The organism is Streptomyces sp. VNUA24, from assembly GCF_029167005.1.
GTDB lineage: Bacteria > Actinomycetota > Actinomycetes > Streptomycetales > Streptomycetaceae > Streptomyces > Streptomyces scabiei.
Genome location: NZ_CP119143.1, coordinates 9,149,787 through 9,168,678 on the forward strand (window position 1 = coordinate 9,149,787; position 18,892 = coordinate 9,168,678).

The window sequence follows — 18,892 nt, forward strand, 5'->3', positions numbered from 1 at the left end:
GCCGCAGTGGCCCCTGTCTTGATTAATCTGTTGGCGGAGGCGTTTTCGTCGCGCCTCCGCCTCTGCCGCTCCACCCGGAAGGCAGAGGCTCCCTGCTAGTTCGAGGAGTGACTCCTTCCAGCGATGGACGGATCGTCCTGTAGTACCTGCGCCGCCCCCTTTCGACGCATCGAGGCGGCGGCATGATCATCCCCCTGTTGCTCCTCGGAGCCGCGTTCCTGCTGATCCTCGCCAACGGCTTCTTCGTGGCCGCCGAGTTCGGCCTCGTGACCGTCGAGCGGGCGGAGGCCGAGAAGGCCGCCGCCGAGGGTGACCGCCGGGCCCACAAGGTGGTGGGCGCGCTCAGGGAGCTGTCGTTCCAGCTCTCCGGCACCCAGCTCGGCATCACCATCACCTCCCTCGTCGTCGGCATGCTCGCCGAACCGGCGCTCGCGGAGATACTCCACGGCCCCTTCACCGCCCTCGGCATACCCGAAGGCGCGGTCTCCGGGATCTCCGTGGTCGTCGGCATGCTGCTGGCCTCCGCGGTGCAGATGGTGATCGGCGAGCTGGTGCCCAAGAACTGGGCGGTGTCGAAGCCGATGCAGGTCGCCCGCTTCGTCGCGGGCCCGCAGCACGTGTTCTCCCGCCTCTTCCGCCCGGTCATCGCCGCGCTCAACGCCGTCGCCAACCGGCTGGTCCGCGCCTTCGGCGTCGAACCCACCGACGAACTGGCCTCCGCCCGGACCCCCGGCGAGCTGGTCTCCCTCGCCCGGCACTCGGCCCAGGCCGGCGCCCTGGAACAGGACACGGCCGACCTCTTCGTCCGCACCCTCTCCCTGGGCGAGCTGACCGCGGAGAACGTGATGACGCCCCGGGTGAAGGTCAGCGCCCTGCAGTCGTCGGCCACCGCCGAGGACGTGGTCAACCTGACCCGGGCCACCGGTCTCTCCCGCTTCCCCGTCTACCGGGAGCGGATCGACGAGATCGTCGGCATGGCCCATCTCAAGGACGCCCTCGCGATCCCGGCCCACGAACGGCTGCACACCCCGGTCGGCCGTATCGCCAAGGCCCCGCTGCTCGTCCCGGAGTCGCTGCCGGTGCAGCCGCTGCTGGCCCGGTTGCGCAGCGAGCAGCCCATCGCCGTCGTCGTCGACGAGTACGGCGGCACGGCTGGGGTGGTGACCCTGGAGGACATCGTCGAGGAACTGGTCGGTGAGGTCCGCGACGAGCACGACGGCCACGAGCGGCCCGAACTCGCCGCCGCCCCGCCCGAGGACGGCCGCCTCGCCTGGGACGTCGACGGCAGCTGCCGGGTCGACGTGCTCCAGCGCATCGGCCTGGACGTCCCGGAGGGCCCGTACGAGACGGTCGCCGGGCTCGTCGCCGACCTCCTCGGCCGTATCCCCGCGCCCGGTGACCGGGCCGAACTGCCCGGCTGGCGCCTCGCGGTACGGCAGGTCGGGCACTACCGGGCCGAGCGCGTACGCCTCGTGCGCACCGCGGACGCCACGGACTCCGTCCCGCTCGCGGAGGCGGCCCGATGAGCCTGATCCAACTCCTGTTCGCCCTGCTCCTCGTGCTCGCCAACGGCTTCTTCGTCGGCGCCGAGTTCGCCCTCGTCTCCGTCCGCCGCAGCCAGATCGAGCCGCTCGGGACCACCCGGGCCCGTCAGGTGCTCTACGGCCTGGAGAACCTGCCCCAGATGATGGCGGCGGCCCAGTTCGGCATCACCGTCTGCTCGCTGACGCTGGGCGCGGTGGCCGAGCCGACGGTGGCGAAGCTGCTGGAGCCCGTCTTCGAGGCGATCCGGCTGCCGCACGGCATGATCCATCCCCTGGGCTATGTGATCGCGCTCGCCGTCGTCGTCTTCCTGCACCTGGTCATCGGCGAGATGCTGCCGAAGAACCTGGCGATGGCGGCGCCGGAGAAGACGGCGCTGTGGCTGAGCCCGGCGCTGGTGGCCTTCGCGCGGCTGTGCAGGCCGGTCACCGCCGGTCTCGGTGCCTGCGCCCGGCTGGTGCTGAGGATCTTCCACGTCGAGCCCAAGGACGAGGTCGAGGCGGTCTTCACCAGCGTCCAGCTGGTACGGCTGGTCGAGGACTCCGGCCAGGCCGGGCTGCTCGACCCCGAGGAGCAGGAACGCCTGGAGGACGCGCTGGAGCTGGGCTCCCGCCCGGTGACGGACGTCCTGCTCAGGCGCGACTCCCTGGTGACGGTGGCCCCTTCGGTGACCCCCGCCCAGGTCGTCGCCCTGACCGCCCGCACGGGCTACTCCCGCTTCCCGGTGATCGCGGAGAACGGCGCCTTCATGGGCCGCTACCTGCACGTCAAGGACGTCCTCGATCTGGAGGACTCCGAGCGCGCCGTCCCCCAGCAGGTCTGGCGCCCCATGACCACCCTCCGCGCGGAACTCCCGCTGGACGACGCGCTGACGGTCATGCGGCGGGCCGCCACGCATCTGGCCCAGGTGGCGGACGCGTCCGGCAAGGTGCTGGGCCTGGTGGCCCTGGAGGACGTCCTGGAACTCCTGGTCGGCGAGGTCCGCGACCCGGCCCACCGCGAGCTCCAGCCGCCCCGGGTGACGGAACCGAGGGGCAGCGAATCCCCGAAGGAGGCCCTCGCAAGCTGACTCCGCCCCCGCCGCCCGCAGTTCCCCGCGCCCCTTCAGGGGCGCGGGGAACTGCGCGAACGGGGTCCGGGGCGGAGCCCCGAAGTCTGTGACCGGGGGTCGAAGGGGCGCGCAGCCCCTGGGGATGGGACGGGTAGGGGCGGCGGGGGCGAGAAAACCTCACATGGCCGACGGCTCCCCGGGCCCCCGCCCCGACAGGACCTCCCCGTACGCCTGCATCAGGTCCGGCAACCGCAGCGTCGACAGATCGTCCCGCGTGGGAATCGTCGGATACCCCGACAGCCGCAGATCCCGGTACGCGCAGCTCTTCTCGTACAGCGTCCGCAGGAACCGCCCGTTCCCCAGCTCGTCGATCCACCCCTGGTCGACGACGTGCCCGGAGACGGACCGCAGCTCGTCGAGCGCCTCCTCGTCCCACACGTCCCCGTTCTCCGCGGCCAGCACCTCCCCGATGGAGGTCAGCTCCAGCGGACGGTAGGAGGGGAAGTCGACGCGGGTCGTGAACCGGGAGGACAGACCGGGATTCGCGGCCAGCAGCCGGTCCATGCCCTCCGGGTAGCCGGCCAGGATCACGACCAGGTGGTCCCGGTTGTCCTCGGCGCGCTTCAGCAGCACCTGCAGCGCCTCGTCGCCGTACGCGTCGCCCTTGCCGTACCCGGAGTTGGACAGCGAGTACGCCTCGTCCACGAACAGCACGCCGCCGATCGCGGAGTCGATCAGCTCGTTGGCCTTCACGGCGGTCTGCCCGAGGTACTCGCCCACGAGGTCCGCCCGCTGCGCCTCGACGAGGTGATCGCCGCCCAGCAGCCCGAGCGCGTAGAAGACCCGGCCCAGTATTCGCGCCACGGTCGTCTTCCCGGTCCCGGACGGCCCGGAGAAGACGAAGTGCCGCTTGGGCGGCTGGACCGGCAACCCCTGGCCCGCCCGCAGCCGTGCCATGTTCAGCTGCGCGGACAACGCCTTGACCTGCCGCTTCACCGGCTCAAGGCCGACCATCCGTTCCAGCTCCTCGAGCGCCTCCTCCAGCAGCTCCGGGTCCGTCGGCCCGGCCGGCAGCGACAGCGGCTCCACCGGCACCACGGACTTCTCCCGTACGAAGGTGTCGCCGGCCTCGGGTGGCAGCCCGCCCGACGGCGGGAGCCCGGGGTCGGAGACCTTCAGGTCCCGGCCCTCGGGGTCGAAGAACGGTTCCAGCCCGTCGCCGTCGAGGACGTCCTGCCCGATCCCGGCGAGCGCGATCGCGGCGAAGTCGCTCGCGTCTTCGTCGTACCCGTCCCCCTCGGCGATGGCCGCCAGCCGGGCCGAGGTGTCCATGAAGGCGGGGTCGACGCGGTGCACCGCCCGGTACAGGGGCAGCGCGGCCGCGCTGCGCCCGGTGCCCTCGTGGGCCCGCGCCAGCCAGTAGCGCAGCTCCTTGCGCTGCGGCTGTTCGCTGCGACAGCGCATCAGCGCGGCGGACAGCAGCGGCTCGGCCTGGCCGTACGTCTCCAGCCGCACCCGGGCCATCCCGCCGAACAGGCCCGCCTCGATCCCCAGCAGCGGATCGTCGAGCAGCGGATCGGTGTGCCGGACCAACTGCTCCCAGTCCTTGACGAGATAGGCCCGGCAGGCGTGCAGGAAGCGCACCTGGTGGTCCGCGTCGACCGGCGGCAGTCCCGCGAGCGCCCGGTCCAGCTCGGGCACATGGCGGCCGTCCAGCCAGTGCGAGGCGTGCGCGAGGAGCAGATCACGCGGGCTCTCCAGCACCGGCTGCACCCACCAGCCCAGCCAGTACCAGGAGTTGAGGGTCCGCCGGTGGCGCGAGCGCTGCTCGCCGAAGCGCTCCCGGTGCCGGAACATCCTCAGCAGCGCGGTCGTCGTGTCCACCCGCAGCGCGTGCAGCCCGAGCCAGCCGTCGGCCATCCCGGGATCCATCCGCACCGCGGCGCGGAACTCCTCCTCCGCCTGCGGATAGGCGCCCATCGTGTAGGCGTCCACGCCTCGCAGCCAGGCGAGGTCGGCCGGTGCCTCGGGGCCCCGCGAGCCGAAGTCCATCACGTCCCCCACAAACCGTGCCCCCGCTGGAAACCGAACGGGCCGGTGCCCGTCGGCAGCCTTCGTCGAACCGCTGTGCAGCGGACGGGAGTTGCGCCGGAGCGTTGCTGCCGCCGTCCGAAGGTCGCACCTTGGGCATCGTACCTGCGGGTCGGTCGCCCTTCGAAGGGTGCCGCCGTGCTCGTCCGAGGAGGCGGGAGCGGACGGGGCGCGTCGCGGACGGTGACCGAGGGTGAAGGAATCGTGCCCCCGGGGTTCCGGAAGAGCCGGAAAAGGGCAGAACGAAGCCCCCGATCACGGGGGAACAACCGGGGGCTTCGCGTAGGAGGGCGGTCGCCGAGGACCGCACATTGAGAACGTAAGACCTGTACGGCCCCTGGGTCAAGCCGAGTTGGGGCTCTCGGGGCACTTCTCGGACAGTCGTCTTCACAGGTTCAGCACATTGCGGATGGTCCGTCACCCTGAGTGAGGGGAGGCTCGGATCCTGGAGTCGTCGCAGGTCCCGGCAGCACCCCGTACCCCGTGTCTCCCGGCCGAATCAGCAGACCGGCGAAAGGCCGAGAAGGGTCCTCGGCGAAGTGCCGGCGTTCCGCCCGGACCCAGCCGTCCCAGAACTCGCTCTGCTCCGCCCCGTCCCGCGCCTGCCCCCGCGCCCAGGCCGCCTCCCGGGGGAACTCCATCCACACCAGTGCCGCGAGATGCGGTCGCAGCGCACGCCTGCCCGCGCCCACCCCCTCGACGACGACCACGGGCGCGGGCGGCAGGACACGAGCGGGGCCGAACGCCCGCGCACGCCAGTCGTACGGGTCCCACCGCGCGCTCCGGCCGTTCCGGAGCGGCTCGATCACCTGCTCCAGCAGGCGCCCGGTCCAGGAGAACAGTTCCTCGTGTGTGGCGACGTCGTCGAGGTGCAGCACCGGGGCGCCGTCGAGCGCGTCGGCGAGCCGTCCGGCGAAGGTGCTCTTCCCGGAGCCGGCGTGCCCGTCGACCCCGACGAGCCGGACCGGCCCGCAGGAGGGCGGCAGCCGTCGCAGCCGGGCGGCGAGTGCCGCGACGGCCGGGTCCATGGGTGCGGGGGAGGCGTGCATACCGGGATTCAACACCGTGGCGCGAGGCCGGGACCATGCCAGAGGTGTCGACCAATATTGGCGGGCGTGGCGAGGCGCGAGGTGCTGGCAGAAGCCGTCGTCCGCCGTTCATAGTGGGCGAACAGCCGTGCGTCTGAACCGTTCCTTCAGAGATCACTGGGGGTCTCCCGCAGATGACGAGCCTTTCCGAGCCGTCCCGCAGAACCGTCCTGACCGCAGCCGTCACCGTCGCCGCCACCGCCGCGGCGGGCGTGTCACCGGACCGGGCGGTGGCCGACACCGCGAGCGGCCGGGGCGCGGCCCTCGCCCGTCGCGCACCAGCACCGGAACGCCTGTCCGACTACCACGCCTGGACCACCTACACCGACTGGCGCTCCGGCAGCCACGAGGGCACCCGGGCCAAGGCGGGAGAACGCCCGGGCGTGGTGGTCGGGACCCCGCTCGGCACGCTCGACCACACCGACCCGCACACCGGGCGGACGGCCACCTGGGAGTACGCGACCTGGACCTCCCCAGTCCACCGGCTCACCGTCCCCGCGACCGAGGTCATCGCCTCCTGGAACGCCCACACCCCGGCGGGCACCTGGATCGGCATCGACATGCGCGGCACGTACTCCGACGGCACGGACACGCCCTGGTACGTGCTGGGCCGGTGGGCGTCCGGCGACCAGGACATCAGGCGCACCTCCGTGGACGGGCAGGAGGACGGCCGGAGCAGCATCTGGACCGACACCTTCGCCATCGACGACCCCGCCTCCGGGCTGCGTCTCGTCTCCTACCGGCTGCGGCTGACCCTCCACCGCACGCCCGGCACCCGGCTCACGCCCACGGTGTGGCGGCTCGGCGCGATGGGCTCCGACGTGCCCGACCGCTTCACCGTCCCGGCCTCCGTCCCCGGGGTCGCCCGCGAACTGGCCGTCCCGCGCTACTCGCAGGAGACCCACAAGGGCCAGTACCCCGAGTACGACAACGGCGGCGAGGCCTGGTGCAGCCCCACCTCCTCGCAGATGATCATAGAGTTCTGGGGCCGGAAGCCCAGTGCCGCGGACCTGGCCTGGGTGAACCCGGCGTTCGCGGACCCGCAGGTGTGCCACGCGGCGCGGTTCACCTTCGACTACCAGTACGAGGGCTGCGGCAACTGGCCCTTCAACACCGCGTACGCCGCCACCTACAAGGACATGCAGGGCGTGGTGACCCGGCTGGGCTCGCTCACCGACCTGGAGACGCTGATCGCGGCGGGCATCCCGGTGATCACCTCCCAGTCCTTCCTCGCGTCGGAGCTGACGGGCGCGGGATACGGCACGGCCGGGCACCTCATGACGGTGATCGGCTTCACCGCCGAGGGCGACGTCGTCGCCAACGACCCGAACTCGCCGACCAACGAGGAGGTGCGCCGCGTCTACCGGCGGCGCGAGTGGGAAAATATCTGGCTGCGGACCAAGCGGTACAACGCCACCGGCAAGGTCGTCTCCGGCACCGGTGGCGTCTGCTACCTCTACTTCCCGGCGCGGCCCACACCCCGCCAGCTCGCGGCGCTCGCGGCGGTGGGCGTCTGCTGACACGGGTGCGCAGGCGCGGCGCGGCTCCCGGGCGACCGGGGGCCGCGCCGTTCGCCCGCTTGCGCGTGTGACCAAGGTCTCGGTCACGAACCGCCCATCCGGTGGCAAGGTGGACGCGACGGCGGGGGCGCACGGCCCTGCGGGCCGCAAGGCGTCCGTCGCCCGCCGATCACCGCCACCGCACCGCCGAGCAGACCAGCGAGCCGCCATGACCGCGACCTCCGTCACCGCCAACCGTGTCCAGACCGGCACGGGCGGCCCCCGGGACGACGCCCCGAAGACCGTCGAACACCTCATGGGCTGGACCCTGGTCGTGGTGGTCGCGATGCTGCTGACCCAGCTGGGTCTGCTGTGACCTGATCCGGCGGTCGATTCTGTCGATCAGAGTCGAACAAGCTGTTGGAGAGGGTCTGCCATACTGCGGTTGTCCCGCTGGCAGTCGGAGACCAGGACCGGAATTGAAGAGTAGTGAGCAGCGTGGTGTCGAGGCGCCGCGGGCCCGCGGCACCGACCGTTCGTTGGCGCGCCGCGCCGAACTCATCTCCATCGGGCGCAAGTTGTTCGCCGACACGTCGTACGGCGCCTTGTCCATGGACGACATCGCGCGCCAGGCCCATGTGGCCAAGGGGCTGATCTACTACTACTTCAAGTCCAAGCGCGGCTACTACCTCGCGATCGTCGAGGACTCGGTCGCCGATCTGATCACGTTCGCGGCGAGCGGCCTCGAACTGCCGCCCGTGGACCGGGTGCACCGGACCATCGAGGTCTATCTGCGCTACGCGGAGGAGAACCAGGCGGCCTACCGCACGATCGTCAGCGGCGGCGTGGGCTTCGACGCCCAGGTGCACGCCATCCGGGACGGTGTCCGCGAGGCGATGGTCGCCACCATCGCCGAGGGCGCGTACGGCAGGAGCGACATCGAACCGGTGGCCCGCATGGGCCTGTTCGGCTGGGTGTGCGCGGTCGAGGGCGCCACCCTCGACTGGATCGGCCGCCCCGAGCTGCCCCGTGACACCATGCGCGATCTGCTGGTCAAGATGCTGGGCGGCTCGCTGCGCGCCATCGAGGAACTCGCCCCCGCCTACCGCACACCCGAGCCCGCCCGGCGCCACGCCTGAACGCGGCCGGGACCCGGGGGAGGGGAGCCCGCAGACCGCCCCCGCCCCGAGTCCCGTGTCACGAGGGCTACTTGATCGCCTTGATCAGCTCGCCGTCGGGGGTGTCGCCGCTCAGCTCCCAGAAGAAGGTGCCGCCGAGACCCTGGGCGTTCTTGTAGGCCATCTTCCCCTTGACGGTGCGCGGGGTGTCGTAACTCCACCAGTCGTCACCGCACTTGGCGTACGCGGTCCCGCCGACGACCCCGTTGGCCGGGCAGGTCTTCTTGAGCACCTTGTAGTCCTCGTAGCCCGCCTCGTACGTGCCCGCGGCCGGCCCGGTCGCCGTGCCGCCGGGCGCCGACCGGGTGACCCCGGTCCAGCCGCGGCCGTAGAAGCCGATGCCGAGCAGCAGCTTGGAGGACGGGATGCCGAGCCCCTTCAGCTTCTTGATGGTGGCGGCGGTGTTGAAGGACCGGTCGGCGATGCCGGGGTAGGGGTACAGCGGTGAGTGCGGGGCGGTGGTCGTGTCCCACGAGCCGAAGTAGTCGTACGTCATCGGGTTGTACCAGTCGACGTACTTGGCGGCGCCGGCGTAGTCGGCCGCGTCGATCTTGCCGCCCTTCTTGGCGTCGGCCGTGATCGCCGCGGTGACCAGCTCCTTCTTGCCGAATCGTTTGCGCAGCGCCGCCATCACGTCTTCGAAGGCTTCCGGGCCGCTGGTGTCACAGGTGAGACCGCAGGCGTTGGGATACTCCCAGTCGATGTCGATGCCGTCGAAGACGTCCTTCCACCGGGAGTTCTCCACGAGGTCGTAGCAGGAGTCCGCGAAGGCCGCCGGGTCCTTCGCCGCCTCACTGAAGCCGCCGGACCAGGTCCAGCCGCCGAAGGACCAGAGGATCTTGAGGTTCGGGTGCAGCTTCTTCAGCTTGCGCAGCTGGTTGAAGCTGCCGCTCAGCGGCTGGTCCGCGCTGTCGGCGACGCCGTCCACGGACTCCTCGGCGCTGAAGGGCCTGTCGGCGTCGGCCCACGGGTCGCCGATCGCGCACCTGCCGTCGACCACGTTGCCGAAGGCGTAGTTGATGTGGGTGAGCCTCTTCGCCGAGCCGGACGTCTCGATGTTCTTGACGTAGTACTGGCGGCCGTAGATGCCCCAGTCGATGAAGTAGCCGACGACCTTCGAGTGGGGCGCGCCGGGAGCCTGGGCCCGCGGGCCGGGCTGCGCGGGCGTGGCGGTCGCGGTGCCCGCTCCGGCGAGCAGTCCGGCGCCGAGCGCGGCGCAACACGTGGCGGCGAGCAGCGTCCTGACGGGGAGACGGGGGCTGTGCTGTCTGAGCATCGTGACTCCGGGGGAGGGGAGCGTGACGGGGGAGGTGCTGCCTGGACCTGCTGGGGCGGCGGGCGGGATCGTGACGGCCGCGCCGGCTGGGGAGAACGTAGAGGACTAGACCACTGAGGTCAATGGTTCGGACCAATTCCGTCCGGGCGGCGGTGTGTCGGCGAATGTGTCCGAATGAACGCTCGTTAACCGGTGACTCGCTGCTCCGGATCGGGCATACTCCAAGCGCCACCGCCGCTGATCAGCGGCTTCCGTGATCCGGAGGAGGACCATCGGCTGTGGCACGTGAGACCCGGCGGCACCACGACATCCCCCGTGCGTGCCCGCCGCAGTGCCCGACAGGGAGGAGAGCGTCGCCATGCCCGACCGCGCCCCGCAGCCGGTGGATCGGCAATTGCCCACGGAGGAGGCCCGGGACCTGATCTCGCTCGTCCGCGAGATCGCACAGCGGGAGATCGCCCCGCGCGCGGCCGAGGAGGAGGACGCGAGCCGGTTCCCGCGCGAACTCTTCGGCCTGCTCTCGGAGTCGGGACTGCTCGGCCTGCCCTACGACTCCGAGCACGGCGGCGGCGACCAGCCGTACGAGGTCTATCTCCAGGTCCTGGAGGAGCTCGCCGCGGCCCGCCTCACCGTGGGGCTCGGCGTGAGCGTCCACACGCTCGCCTGCCACGCCCTCGCCAACTACGGCACCAAGGAGCAGCAGGTCGAGCATCTGCCGGCGATGCTCGGCGGCGGCCTGCTCGGCGCGTACTGCCTCTCCGAGCCCGCCTCGGGCTCCGACGCCGCGTCCCTGCGGACGAAGGCCGTGCGGGAGGGCGACGAGTGGGTGATCACCGGCACCAAGTCCTGGATCACGCACGGCGGAGTCGCCGACTTCTACACGGTCATGGCCCGCACGGGCGGAGAGGGCTCGCGGGGCATCACCGCGTTCCTGGTGCCCGGCGACGCCGAGGGGCTGAGCGCCGCCGCGCCGGAGAAGAAGATGGGCATGAAGGGCTCGCCCACCGCGCAGCTGAACTTCGACGGCGTGCGCGTCGGTGACGCCCGGCGCCTCGGCGAGGAGGGCCAGGGCTTCGCGATCGCCCTGTCCGCGCTCGACTCCGGACGGCTCGGCATCGCCGCCTGCGCGATCGGTGTGGCCCAGGCGGCACTGGACGAGGCGGTCGCCTACGCCACCGGACGGCAGCAGTTCGGGCGGCCGATCTCCGACTTCCAGGGGCTGCGCTTCATGCTCGCGGACATGGCGACGCAGACCGAGGCGGGCCGGGCCCTGTACCTCTCCGCGGCCCGGCTGCGCGACGCGGGCCGCCCGTTCTCCAAGCAGGCGGCCATGGCGAAGCTGCTGTGCACCGACGCCGCGATGAGGGTCACCACGGACGCGGTGCAGATCCTCGGCGGCTACGGCTACACCGCGGACTTTCCCGCCGAGCGGTACATGCGCGAGGCGAAGGTGCTCCAGATCGTGGAGGGCACCAACCAGATCCAGCGCATGGTCATCGCCCGTCACCTCGCGGGCCCCGAGTCACGCTGAAGGAGCCGCGGAAGAAGTCGGGCGCCCCGAAGGGGTCCACGAGGGTGCGGAACCGGTCGAGGCCGCCCGGCGGTGTCGCCAGCCGCACCCACTCCGGATCGTGACGCCCCGGCAGGGTGCGGCCTCCTTCGGCCCAAGTCCGCAGCAGGGCCCGGTAGATGGGCGGGTCCTGCGGCTGGGCCGGCCCCTGCGGAAGCGATTCTGCCGAAGTCGGCACATAGATGTGACGCCGTTGCCCGGCCACCGGGAAAGATGGGGTCATACCGTGCCAACGCGCGGGCGTGCCGGCTGGTCACCCCTCCGCAAAATCGTCTCTGCGTTCGCGGCCGCACCGTACGGGGCAGGACGTGCCTGCCCGCCGGGCGCGTGCGTCGAGGCTGCGTCGAGGGCCGGACCGACCCGGGGTCAGGCCGCTCGGCGCTGACCGGGCTGCTGACGCCGCATCACCGGCATGCGCATCGGGCGCGAGCCCGGACCGCCGACGTGCGAGAAGGGCTGTGTCCGCCAGTCGAGGCCCTGAGGGAGCGTCAGCAGCAGGGCGGTGTCCTGCGCCTGTGTCGCGAAGGACTCGTCCGCGGGCCGGGCCTCGCCGGCCGAACGGCCCGTGCCGGCGCAGACCGTGAGCCCGAACGGGTTCCACGGCGACACGACGAGCGCGTGCTCGGGCAGGCGGTCCTCGTCGGACAGCAGGGCGATGGGCTGAGCGCAGTCCGGGCACAGCACCCGGTACATCTCGAAGGTGTCGTACGCGTCGAACTCGTCGTCCGGTTCGACGCCCTCCGGCTCGAGATCGACGACCGCCTGGAGCCGCTTGGGTGCGGTACGACCAGGGCGCTTGGGATTCTGCATGGGATTCTCCCCCTCGGGCTGGGCCGTGAAGGCGCTGCGGCCTCCGACCACAGCAAGCATTTCCCTCCCCCTCCCGCCGGTAATCACGAGATCATCACAGAGCCTGTTCGAGTGCTGTGGTCTTCGTCACATGCCGGTCGCAGATGCCCGACACGCCGCGACTGTCACCCGTACGGCTCATGTGCGGCCCCGCGTCACATCACGAACCGGGCATGACCTGCGCCGCTCAGGTATCGAAGGAGATCAGCCGCCCTGTAGGTTCTTGCGCCATGGAGGAGCTGGACCGACAGATCGTGCAGCTGCTCGTCGCGGACGGGCGGATGAGCTACACCGACCTGGGCAAGGCCACGGGCCTGTCCACGTCGGCGGTGCATCAGCGCGTGCGCCGACTGGAGCAGCGTGGCGTCATCCGGGGCTATGCCGCGGTCGTCGACCCGGAGGCCGTCGGCCTGCCGCTGACCGCGTTCATCTCGGTCAAACCCTTCGACCCCAGCGCCCCCGACGACATCGCCGAGCGCCTCGCGGGCGTCCCGGAGATCGAGGCATGCCACAGCGTCGCCGGCGACGAGAACTACATCCTCAAGGTCCGGGTGGCGACCCCGCACGAGCTGGAGGAACTACTCGCCCGGCTGCGCTCCCTGGCAGGGGTCTCCACCCGCACGACGGTCGTCCTGTCGACGCCGTACGAGGCGAGACCGCCGCGGATCTGACGGCCGCGGTCGTCGAACCCGGCGCCGACACGGCCCTGGTGCGGAGCGGCGGCCGGCACGCGCGAGACTGTCCTCATGAGTGATCGCACCGCCCCGTCGAAGACCGTCCTGCTCCGCGGCGGAGAAGTCCACAGCCCCGCCGACCCGTTCGCCACCGCGATGGTCGTGGAGCACGGCCAGGTCGCCTGGGTCGGCTCCGAGGGCGCCGCCGACGCCTTCGGAGCCGACGTCGACGAGGTGATCGACCTCGAAGGCGCCCTGGTCACCCCGGCGTTCACCGACGCCCATGTGCACACCACCGCGACCGGCCTCGCGCTCACCGGCCTCGACCTCTCCACCGCCCCCACCCTGGACGCCGCCCTCGTTCTCGTACGGGAATTCGCGGCCGCCCGCCCGGCCGACCGCGTCCTGCTGGGCCACGGCTGGGACGCCGCCCGCTGGCCCGGCGGCCGCCCGCCGACCCGCGCCGAACTCGACGAGGCCACCGGCGGCCGGCCGCTCTACCTGAGCCGGATCGACGTCCACTCGGCCGTCGTCAGCTCCGCCCTGCTCGACCTGGTGCCGGGCGCCGGAGCCTTCGAGGACGGTCCCCTCACCCGGGACGCCCACCACGCCGTGCGCGCCACCGCCCTGGGCGCCGTCACCCCCGCCCAGCGCACCGAGGCGCAGCGGGCCGCCCTCGCCCACGCGGCCTCGCTCGGCATCGGCTCGGTCCACGAGTGCGCGGGCCCCGAGATCTCCTCCGAGGACGACTTCACGGGACTGCTCCGGCTCGCCGCCGAGGAGCCCGGTCCGCGCGTCGTCGGCTACTGGGCGGAGCGCGACGTCGACAAGGCGCGCGCCCTCGGCGCCGTCGGCGCCGCGGGCGACCTCTTCGTCGACGGGGCCCTCGGCTCGCACACCGCCTGCCTGCACGAGCCGTACGCCGACGCCGCGCACACCGGCACCGCGTACCTCGACGCGGACGCCGTCGCCGCCCATGTGGCCGCCTGCACCGAGGCGGGCCTCCAGGCGGGCTTCCACGCCATCGGGGACGCCGCGGTGGCCTCGGTCGTCGAGGGCGTGCGCGCGGCGGCGGACAAGGTCGGCCTGGCCCGTGTGAGGGCCGCCCGCCACCGCGTCGAACACGTCGAGATGCTCACCCCCGAGGCCGTCGCCGCCTTCGCCGAACTCGGCCTCACCGCCTCCGTCCAGCCCGCCTTCGACGCCCTGTGGGGCGGTGCCGAGGGCATGTACGCCGAGCGGCTCGGCCCGGAGCGGGCCCGCACGCTCAACCCGTTCGCGGCCCTGCTGCGTGCCGGCGTACCCCTGGCCTTCGGCTCCGACAGTCCGGTCACCCCGCTCGATCCGTGGGGCACGGTCCGCGCGGCGGCCTTCCACCGCACGCCGGAGCACCGGGTGTCGGTGCGCGCCGCGTTCACGGCGCACACGCGGGGCGGCTGGCGGGCGGTCGGACGGGACGACGCGGGCGTCCTCGTGCCGGGCGCGCCCGCGGACTACGCGGTGTGGCGCACCGGAGAACTCGTCGTCCAGGCCCCCGACGACCGCGTCGCCCGCTGGTCCACCGACCCCCGCTCCGGCACCCCCGGCCTGCCGGACCTCAGCCCCGGCCGCGACCTGCCGGTCTGTCTGCGGACCGTGGTGGCCGGACGCACGGTTTTCGTACGGCCGGGCGAGTGATCTCCCGGAACGGCACCGGACCGGACCGGGCGGGACGGCGCGCCGCACGACCTGCGGCTCCTGCCCCGCGACCAGGCACGGGAGGACGACTGTGCAGGTCAGGAAGCGGTTGACAGCCTGCCGCAGGAGACGGGTAGGTTCTGCCGGGTCCACCACCGCACGTCCGGCCGGGGAACCTTCCGCGCGGTCGTCGGGGCGCCGCTGGGTCAGGGTTGGTGTGCCGCACCGGCGCACCGCCACCGGCAGCCAGGCCCAGGCTTAGCGCTCCGGCGAGGGAACGTTCCGGCCAGGTCGGACAGGTGCGACCCGGGTGGGGCCCGGACGCTCAGTAGACAACGGCTTTCGGTCTCGCAGCCAGCGGGCCCCAGGTCGGCCCGAAGGGCGTCGGGCCCCCATCCGCAGTCGACGTCCCGGTACACGTCCGGGCTTCGCCGCGGTCCGGACTCCGCCGCGGTCTGTACTCCGTCGCGCGGGGGCGGCACAGTGGTGCCGAGGGGGCGCGGGACTACGCAGAGCGCGCTCCCGTACACCCCCTGTCGAATCGAGACCCCTGTGGACACGGCCGACACTCCCGTGCAGGCCGTGGCCACTATGGTGGTCCTCTGCGCACGGAGGAACTGAAGGGGCAGCGGTGAACGACGGCGACGGGACGATCGCGGCGGAAGGCCAGGAGAGGCGGTTCGGCCCGCTCGGCACGGTCTTGGTGATCATTCCGACCTACAACGAGGCGGAGAACATCAAGGCGATCGTCGCCCGGGTACGGAAGGCCGTTCCCGAGGCGCACGTCCTGGTGGCCGACGACAACAGCCCCGACGGCACCGGCAAGCTCGCCGACGAACTGGCCGCCGAGGACGACCATGTGCAGGTGCTGCACCGCAAGGGCAAGGAAGGGCTGGGCGCCGCCTATCTCGCGGGCTTCCGCTGGGGCATGGAGCACGGCTACGGCGTCCTCGTCGAGATGGACGCCGACGGCTCGCACCGGCCCGAGGAACTGCCCCGGCTGCTGACCGCGCTCAAGGGCGCCGACCTCGTCCTCGGCTCCCGCTGGGTCCCGGGCGGGCGCGTGGTGAACTGGCCCAAGTCGCGCGAGTACATCTCCCGCGGCGGGAGCCTCTACTCCCGCGTCCTGCTCGACGTGCCGGTCCGCGACGTCACCGGCGGCTACCGGGCCTTCCGCCGCGAGACCCTGGAAGGGCTCGGCCTCGACGAGGTCGCCTCCCAGGGCTACTGCTTCCAGGTCGACCTCGCGCGCCGCACGATCAGGGCCGGCTACCACGTCGTCGAGGTGCCCATCACCTTCGTCGAGCGCGAACACGGCGACTCCAAGATGAGCCGCGACATCTTCGTCGAGGCGCTGTGGCGGGTCACGGCGTGGGGCGTGGGGGAGCGGGTCGGCAAGGTACTGGGCCGGGACGACAAGAAGACCTGATCATCCCCTTATCCCGTGCTGAGCCGGTGCCAGGCACACTGGGAGCATGACGACTGGCGTTCCGTCCTCGACCTACCCCGCCCGGCCCCGGCGTTCCCGGCTGCGCACGCTTCTGCCGTTGGGCGTCGCCGCCTGGCTGGTGCTGGAGATCTGGCTGCTCACGGTGGTCGCGGGCGCGGCCGGCGGTTTCACGGTGTTCCTGCTTCTCGTCGCCGGCTTCGTCGCGGGCTCCGCGGTGGTCAAGCGGGCCGGGAGGCGGGCGTTCCGGGCCCTGTCCGAGACGCTGCAACAGCAGCAGGGTGCGGGCGCGCCCGGCGCGGGCGCCGGGCGGAGCGAGGGCAACGGGTTCCTGATGCTGGGGGGTCTGCTGCTGATGCTGCCCGGCCTGGTGTCCGACGCGGTGGGGCTGGTGCTGCTGATTCCGCCGGTGCAGAGGGCGCTCGGGCGCTACACGGAGCGGACGTTCGAGCGGAAGCTGCGGGAGGCGAGTGCCGGGGGGCTCGGTGACGCGTTCCAGCAGGCGCGGATGCGGCGGCCCGACGGGAAGGTCGTACAGGGCGAGGTGATCCGCGACGACACGCCGCCGTCCTCCGATCCCTACCCGCCGCTGAACCGCTGAGGGTTTTCTCGCCCCCGCCGCCCCTACCCGTCCCATCCTCAAGGGGCTGCGCCCCTTCGACCCCCATGCGTCCGCCCGGTGGGGGCGGGTCGCGCAGTTCCCCGCGCCCCTGAAAAGCAGGGGCTGCGCCCCATGCTTTTCAGGCCCGCAGGGCCTGGGTTTCTAGGGGCGCGGGGAACTGCGCGAGAAGCCCCACCGGGCCCGCACCCGACAGCGCACCGAAGGGCGGCCCCGGCGCACAGCGAAGACCGCGGGCGCCGTACACGTTCGTACGGCGCCCGCGGTCGTAGGTTGCGCTGTGTGTCCGCCCGACCCCCGGAGGGGCTACGCGGACTTGCGGCTGTCTCGCGGATGCACCGCGATGTTCATCGCACCGGAGCGGAGAACCGCAAGGCGCTCTTCGAGGACCTCTTCGAGCTCCTCACGGGTGCGCCGCTCCATCAGCATGTCCCAATGCGTACGCGCGGGCTTGGCCTTCTTTTCCTCAGGGCCGTCGCCGTCCACGAGGAGTGCCTGGGCCCCGCAGACCTTGCACTCCCACTCCGGCGGAATCTCCGCCTCGACCGAGAAGGGCATCTCGAAGCGGTGCCCCTTCTCGCATGCGTACTCCACGGCCTGGCGCGGGGCCAGGTCGATGCCGCGGTCCGTCTCGTAGCTGGTCACCACGAGGCGCGTGCCGCGAAGAGCTCGCTCACTCATGAATCGTGCCTCCCGGGCTTGTCGCCCACAGGACAGGTGTCGCTGTCGTCGTCATCCGGTCAACGTCCGGTCGGCGGTAAAGATTCCCGTCCCGTGTCCCGTTTCGGGTCGTGCGTCGCCGTCGTAGCCGCCCTTGTTGTACCCACCCGCGCCCGGTTTGTCACATCTGACAGCAGATGTCACCCAGCGTTTCGGCATCTTTGACGCGCAGTAACGGTACGCCTGGCAGGCCAAACGCGTACACTACAGCCCTTTCGCTCCTGGCGCTAAATCCTGTCCGGTACGGGATTGCCCGCGTCGCTGATCGCCCGCCGCACCGGAACCCTTGCCAGCAGGGCGAATCCGAGCACGAAGAAGGCGACCAGCGAGATGATCGCGTCCCGGTAACTTCCGGTCAGCTGGTACGTCACACCGAACAGCAACGGGCCCAGCCAGCTCATGCCGCGGTCGCTCATCTCGTACGCGGAGAAGTACTCGGCCTCCTTGCCCCGCGGGACGAGGTGGGAGAAGAGCGAGCGGGAGAGGGCCTGACTGCCGCCGAGGACCAGACCGATGCCCGAGGCGAGGACGAAGAACCAGACGGGGGCGCCCGCCGGGAGGAAGTAGCCGGCGCCGAGGATCAGCGTCCAGGCGACCAAGGAGCCGAGGATCGTCCGCTTGGCGCCGTAGCGGCGGGAGAGCAAGCCCATGCCGAGGGCGCCGCCCACCGCCAGGATCTGCACCAGCAGCACCGCCACGATGAGCGTGGACTGCTCCAGGCCGAGTTCCTCGGAGCCGTACACCGAGGCCTGGGAGATCACCGTCTGGATGCCGTCGTTGTAGACGAGGTAGGCGAGGAGGAAGCCGAGGGTCAGCGGGTGGCGGCGCATGTCGCGGACGGTCGCCGCGAGCTGGCGCAGACCGGGGACGGTCTTCTCCGCCGTGTCCCCGGCGCCGTCGGCGCCGCCCGCCGGGCCGCGACGGTCGCGCAGCCGGCTCAGCGGGATCAGGGTGAAGGCGCCCCACCACAGGCCCGCCGAGGCCAGACAGATACGTACGGCCATGCCCTCGGAGACGCCGAAGGAGTCATGGGCGGTGAAGAGGACCAGGTTTCCGACGAGGACCAGCGAACCGGCCGCGTAGCCGAACGCCCAGCCCCGCGAGGAGACCGCGTCGCGCTCCTCGGGAGGCGCGATCTGCGGGAGATAGGAGTTGTAGAGCATCATCGCCACGGACTGCGCCGCGTTCGCGACGATCAGCAGGACCCCGCCGAGGAGGTAGCGGTCGCCATCCAGGAAGAACATCCCGGCGGTCGCGCCCGCGCCGACGTACGCGGCCGCGCCCAGAAGGGGCTTCTTACGGCCCGTGCGGTCGGCGGCCGCACCCACCAGCGGCATGATCACGACGGCGAGGATCACCGACAGGGACACCGAGTACGCGAAGAAGGAGCCGGCGCGCACCGGTATGCCCAGGGGATGGACATAACCGTCCCCGTCGGCGGCGGACTTGGCGACCTCGGTCAGATAGGGGCCGAGGAACACGGTCAGGACGCTGGTCGAGTAGACGGAGCAGGCCCAGTCGTAGAAGTACCAGCCGCGTTGTTCGCGCCGCCTGTCCGCGGCCTCGTCGGCCGAGTCCGTCCGCACGGTGTCGGTGCCCACCCGTGCCCCT

16 protein-coding genes are annotated in these 18,892 nt (G+C 71.8%); 10 read left to right on the plus strand and 6 right to left on the minus strand.

Annotation, left to right across the window (positions count from 1 at the left end; all coding sequences use genetic code 11):
* Positions 1-182 precede the first annotated feature (182 nt).
* Together PYR72_RS39395 and PYR72_RS39400 are read left to right on the plus strand one after the other, a co-directional pair.
* Positions 183-1,526 (plus strand): hemolysin family protein, encoded by a 1,344-nt coding sequence (locus PYR72_RS39395; RefSeq protein ID WP_275459719.1) that lies wholly within the window; start codon positions 183-185, stop codon positions 1,524-1,526.
* Positions 1,523-2,611 (plus strand): hemolysin family protein, encoded by a 1,089-nt coding sequence (locus tag PYR72_RS39400; protein WP_275459720.1) that lies wholly within the window; start codon positions 1,523-1,525, stop codon positions 2,609-2,611. Before PYR72_RS39395 ends, PYR72_RS39400 begins: the two co-directional genes overlap by 4 nt.
* Positions 2,612-2,770: 159 nt before the next feature.
* On the opposite strand, the gene PYR72_RS39405 is transcribed toward PYR72_RS39400, so the two are convergent.
* Together PYR72_RS39405 and PYR72_RS39410 are read right to left on the minus strand one after the other, a co-directional pair.
* Positions 2,771-4,645, minus strand: a complete 1,875-nt coding sequence (locus tag PYR72_RS39405; protein ID WP_275459721.1) for an AAA family ATPase — start codon at positions 4,643-4,645, stop codon at positions 2,771-2,773.
* Positions 4,646-5,079: 434 nt separating this feature from the next.
* Entirely contained in the window at positions 5,080-5,733 is a 654-nt protein-coding gene (locus tag PYR72_RS39410) for a hypothetical protein (RefSeq protein WP_275459722.1), read from the minus strand.
* Positions 5,734-5,906: 173 nt separating this feature from the next.
* On the opposite strand from PYR72_RS39410, the gene PYR72_RS39415 reads away from it, so the two are divergent.
* From PYR72_RS39415 to PYR72_RS39425, 3 genes are all read left to right on the plus strand, one after another.
* A complete protein-coding gene (locus tag PYR72_RS39415; RefSeq protein ID WP_275459723.1) occupies positions 5,907-7,292 on the plus strand; it encodes a peptidase C39 family protein in 1,386 nt (461 codons plus the stop codon).
* A 208-nt stretch (positions 7,293-7,500) separates the two neighbouring features.
* The gene (locus tag PYR72_RS39420; RefSeq protein WP_013005082.1) at positions 7,501-7,647 is read left to right on the plus strand and encodes an SCO1431 family membrane protein; all 147 of its coding nucleotides are present in this window, start codon (positions 7,501-7,503) and stop codon (positions 7,645-7,647) included.
* 103 nt (positions 7,648-7,750) lie between these two features.
* On the plus strand, positions 7,751-8,410 hold the full coding sequence (locus PYR72_RS39425) for a TetR/AcrR family transcriptional regulator (RefSeq protein WP_275459724.1): 660 nt from the start codon (positions 7,751-7,753) through the stop codon (positions 8,408-8,410).
* A gap of 67 nt (positions 8,411-8,477) precedes the next feature.
* Here PYR72_RS39425 and PYR72_RS39430 read toward each other — a convergent pair whose 3' ends face one another.
* Positions 8,478-9,725 (minus strand): glycoside hydrolase family 18 protein, encoded by a 1,248-nt coding sequence (locus tag PYR72_RS39430; RefSeq protein WP_275459725.1) that lies wholly within the window; start codon positions 9,723-9,725, stop codon positions 8,478-8,480.
* Positions 9,726-10,083: 358 nt separating this feature from the next.
* Here PYR72_RS39430 and PYR72_RS39435 point away from each other — a divergent pair, with 358 nt between their 5' ends.
* Entirely contained in the window at positions 10,084-11,256 is a 1,173-nt protein-coding gene (locus PYR72_RS39435) for an acyl-CoA dehydrogenase family protein (RefSeq protein WP_275459726.1), read from the plus strand.
* Positions 11,257-11,661: 405 nt separating this feature from the next.
* Here the strand turns inward: PYR72_RS39435 and PYR72_RS39440 are convergent, their stop codons facing one another.
* Positions 11,662-12,105: a hypothetical protein gene (locus tag PYR72_RS39440; RefSeq protein WP_275459727.1), complete on the minus strand. Its 444-nt coding sequence runs from the start codon at positions 12,103-12,105 to the stop codon at positions 11,662-11,664.
* Between the two features lie 269 nt (positions 12,106-12,374).
* Between PYR72_RS39440 and PYR72_RS39445 the strand changes: the two genes are divergently transcribed.
* The 4 genes from PYR72_RS39445 (at position 12,375) to fxsA (ending at position 16,543) form a co-directional block, all read left to right on the plus strand.
* The gene (locus PYR72_RS39445) at positions 12,375-12,815 is read left to right on the plus strand and encodes an Lrp/AsnC family transcriptional regulator (protein ID WP_005485572.1); all 441 of its coding nucleotides are present in this window, start codon (positions 12,375-12,377) and stop codon (positions 12,813-12,815) included.
* Between the two features lie 75 nt (positions 12,816-12,890).
* On the plus strand, positions 12,891-14,495 hold the full coding sequence (locus PYR72_RS39450; RefSeq protein WP_275459728.1) for an amidohydrolase: 1,605 nt from the start codon (positions 12,891-12,893) through the stop codon (positions 14,493-14,495).
* A 631-nt stretch (positions 14,496-15,126) separates the two neighbouring features.
* Positions 15,127-15,924, plus strand: coding sequence for a polyprenol monophosphomannose synthase (locus PYR72_RS39455; RefSeq protein WP_059083363.1), 798 nt, complete (start codon positions 15,127-15,129; stop codon positions 15,922-15,924).
* Between the two features lie 46 nt (positions 15,925-15,970).
* On the plus strand, positions 15,971-16,543 hold the full coding sequence (fxsA, locus tag PYR72_RS39460; RefSeq protein ID WP_275459729.1) for an FxsA family membrane protein: 573 nt from the start codon (positions 15,971-15,973) through the stop codon (positions 16,541-16,543).
* Between the two features lie 324 nt (positions 16,544-16,867).
* Here fxsA and PYR72_RS39465 read toward each other — a convergent pair whose 3' ends face one another.
* Together PYR72_RS39465 and PYR72_RS39470 are read right to left on the minus strand one after the other, a co-directional pair.
* On the minus strand, positions 16,868-17,242 hold the full coding sequence (locus tag PYR72_RS39465; protein WP_003977404.1) for an RNA polymerase-binding protein RbpA: 375 nt from the start codon (positions 17,240-17,242) through the stop codon (positions 16,868-16,870).
* Positions 17,243-17,508: 266 nt separating this feature from the next.
* A complete protein-coding gene (locus tag PYR72_RS39470) occupies positions 17,509-18,882 on the minus strand; it encodes an MFS transporter (protein WP_275459730.1) in 1,374 nt (457 codons plus the stop codon).
* Positions 18,883-18,892 lie beyond the last annotated feature (10 nt).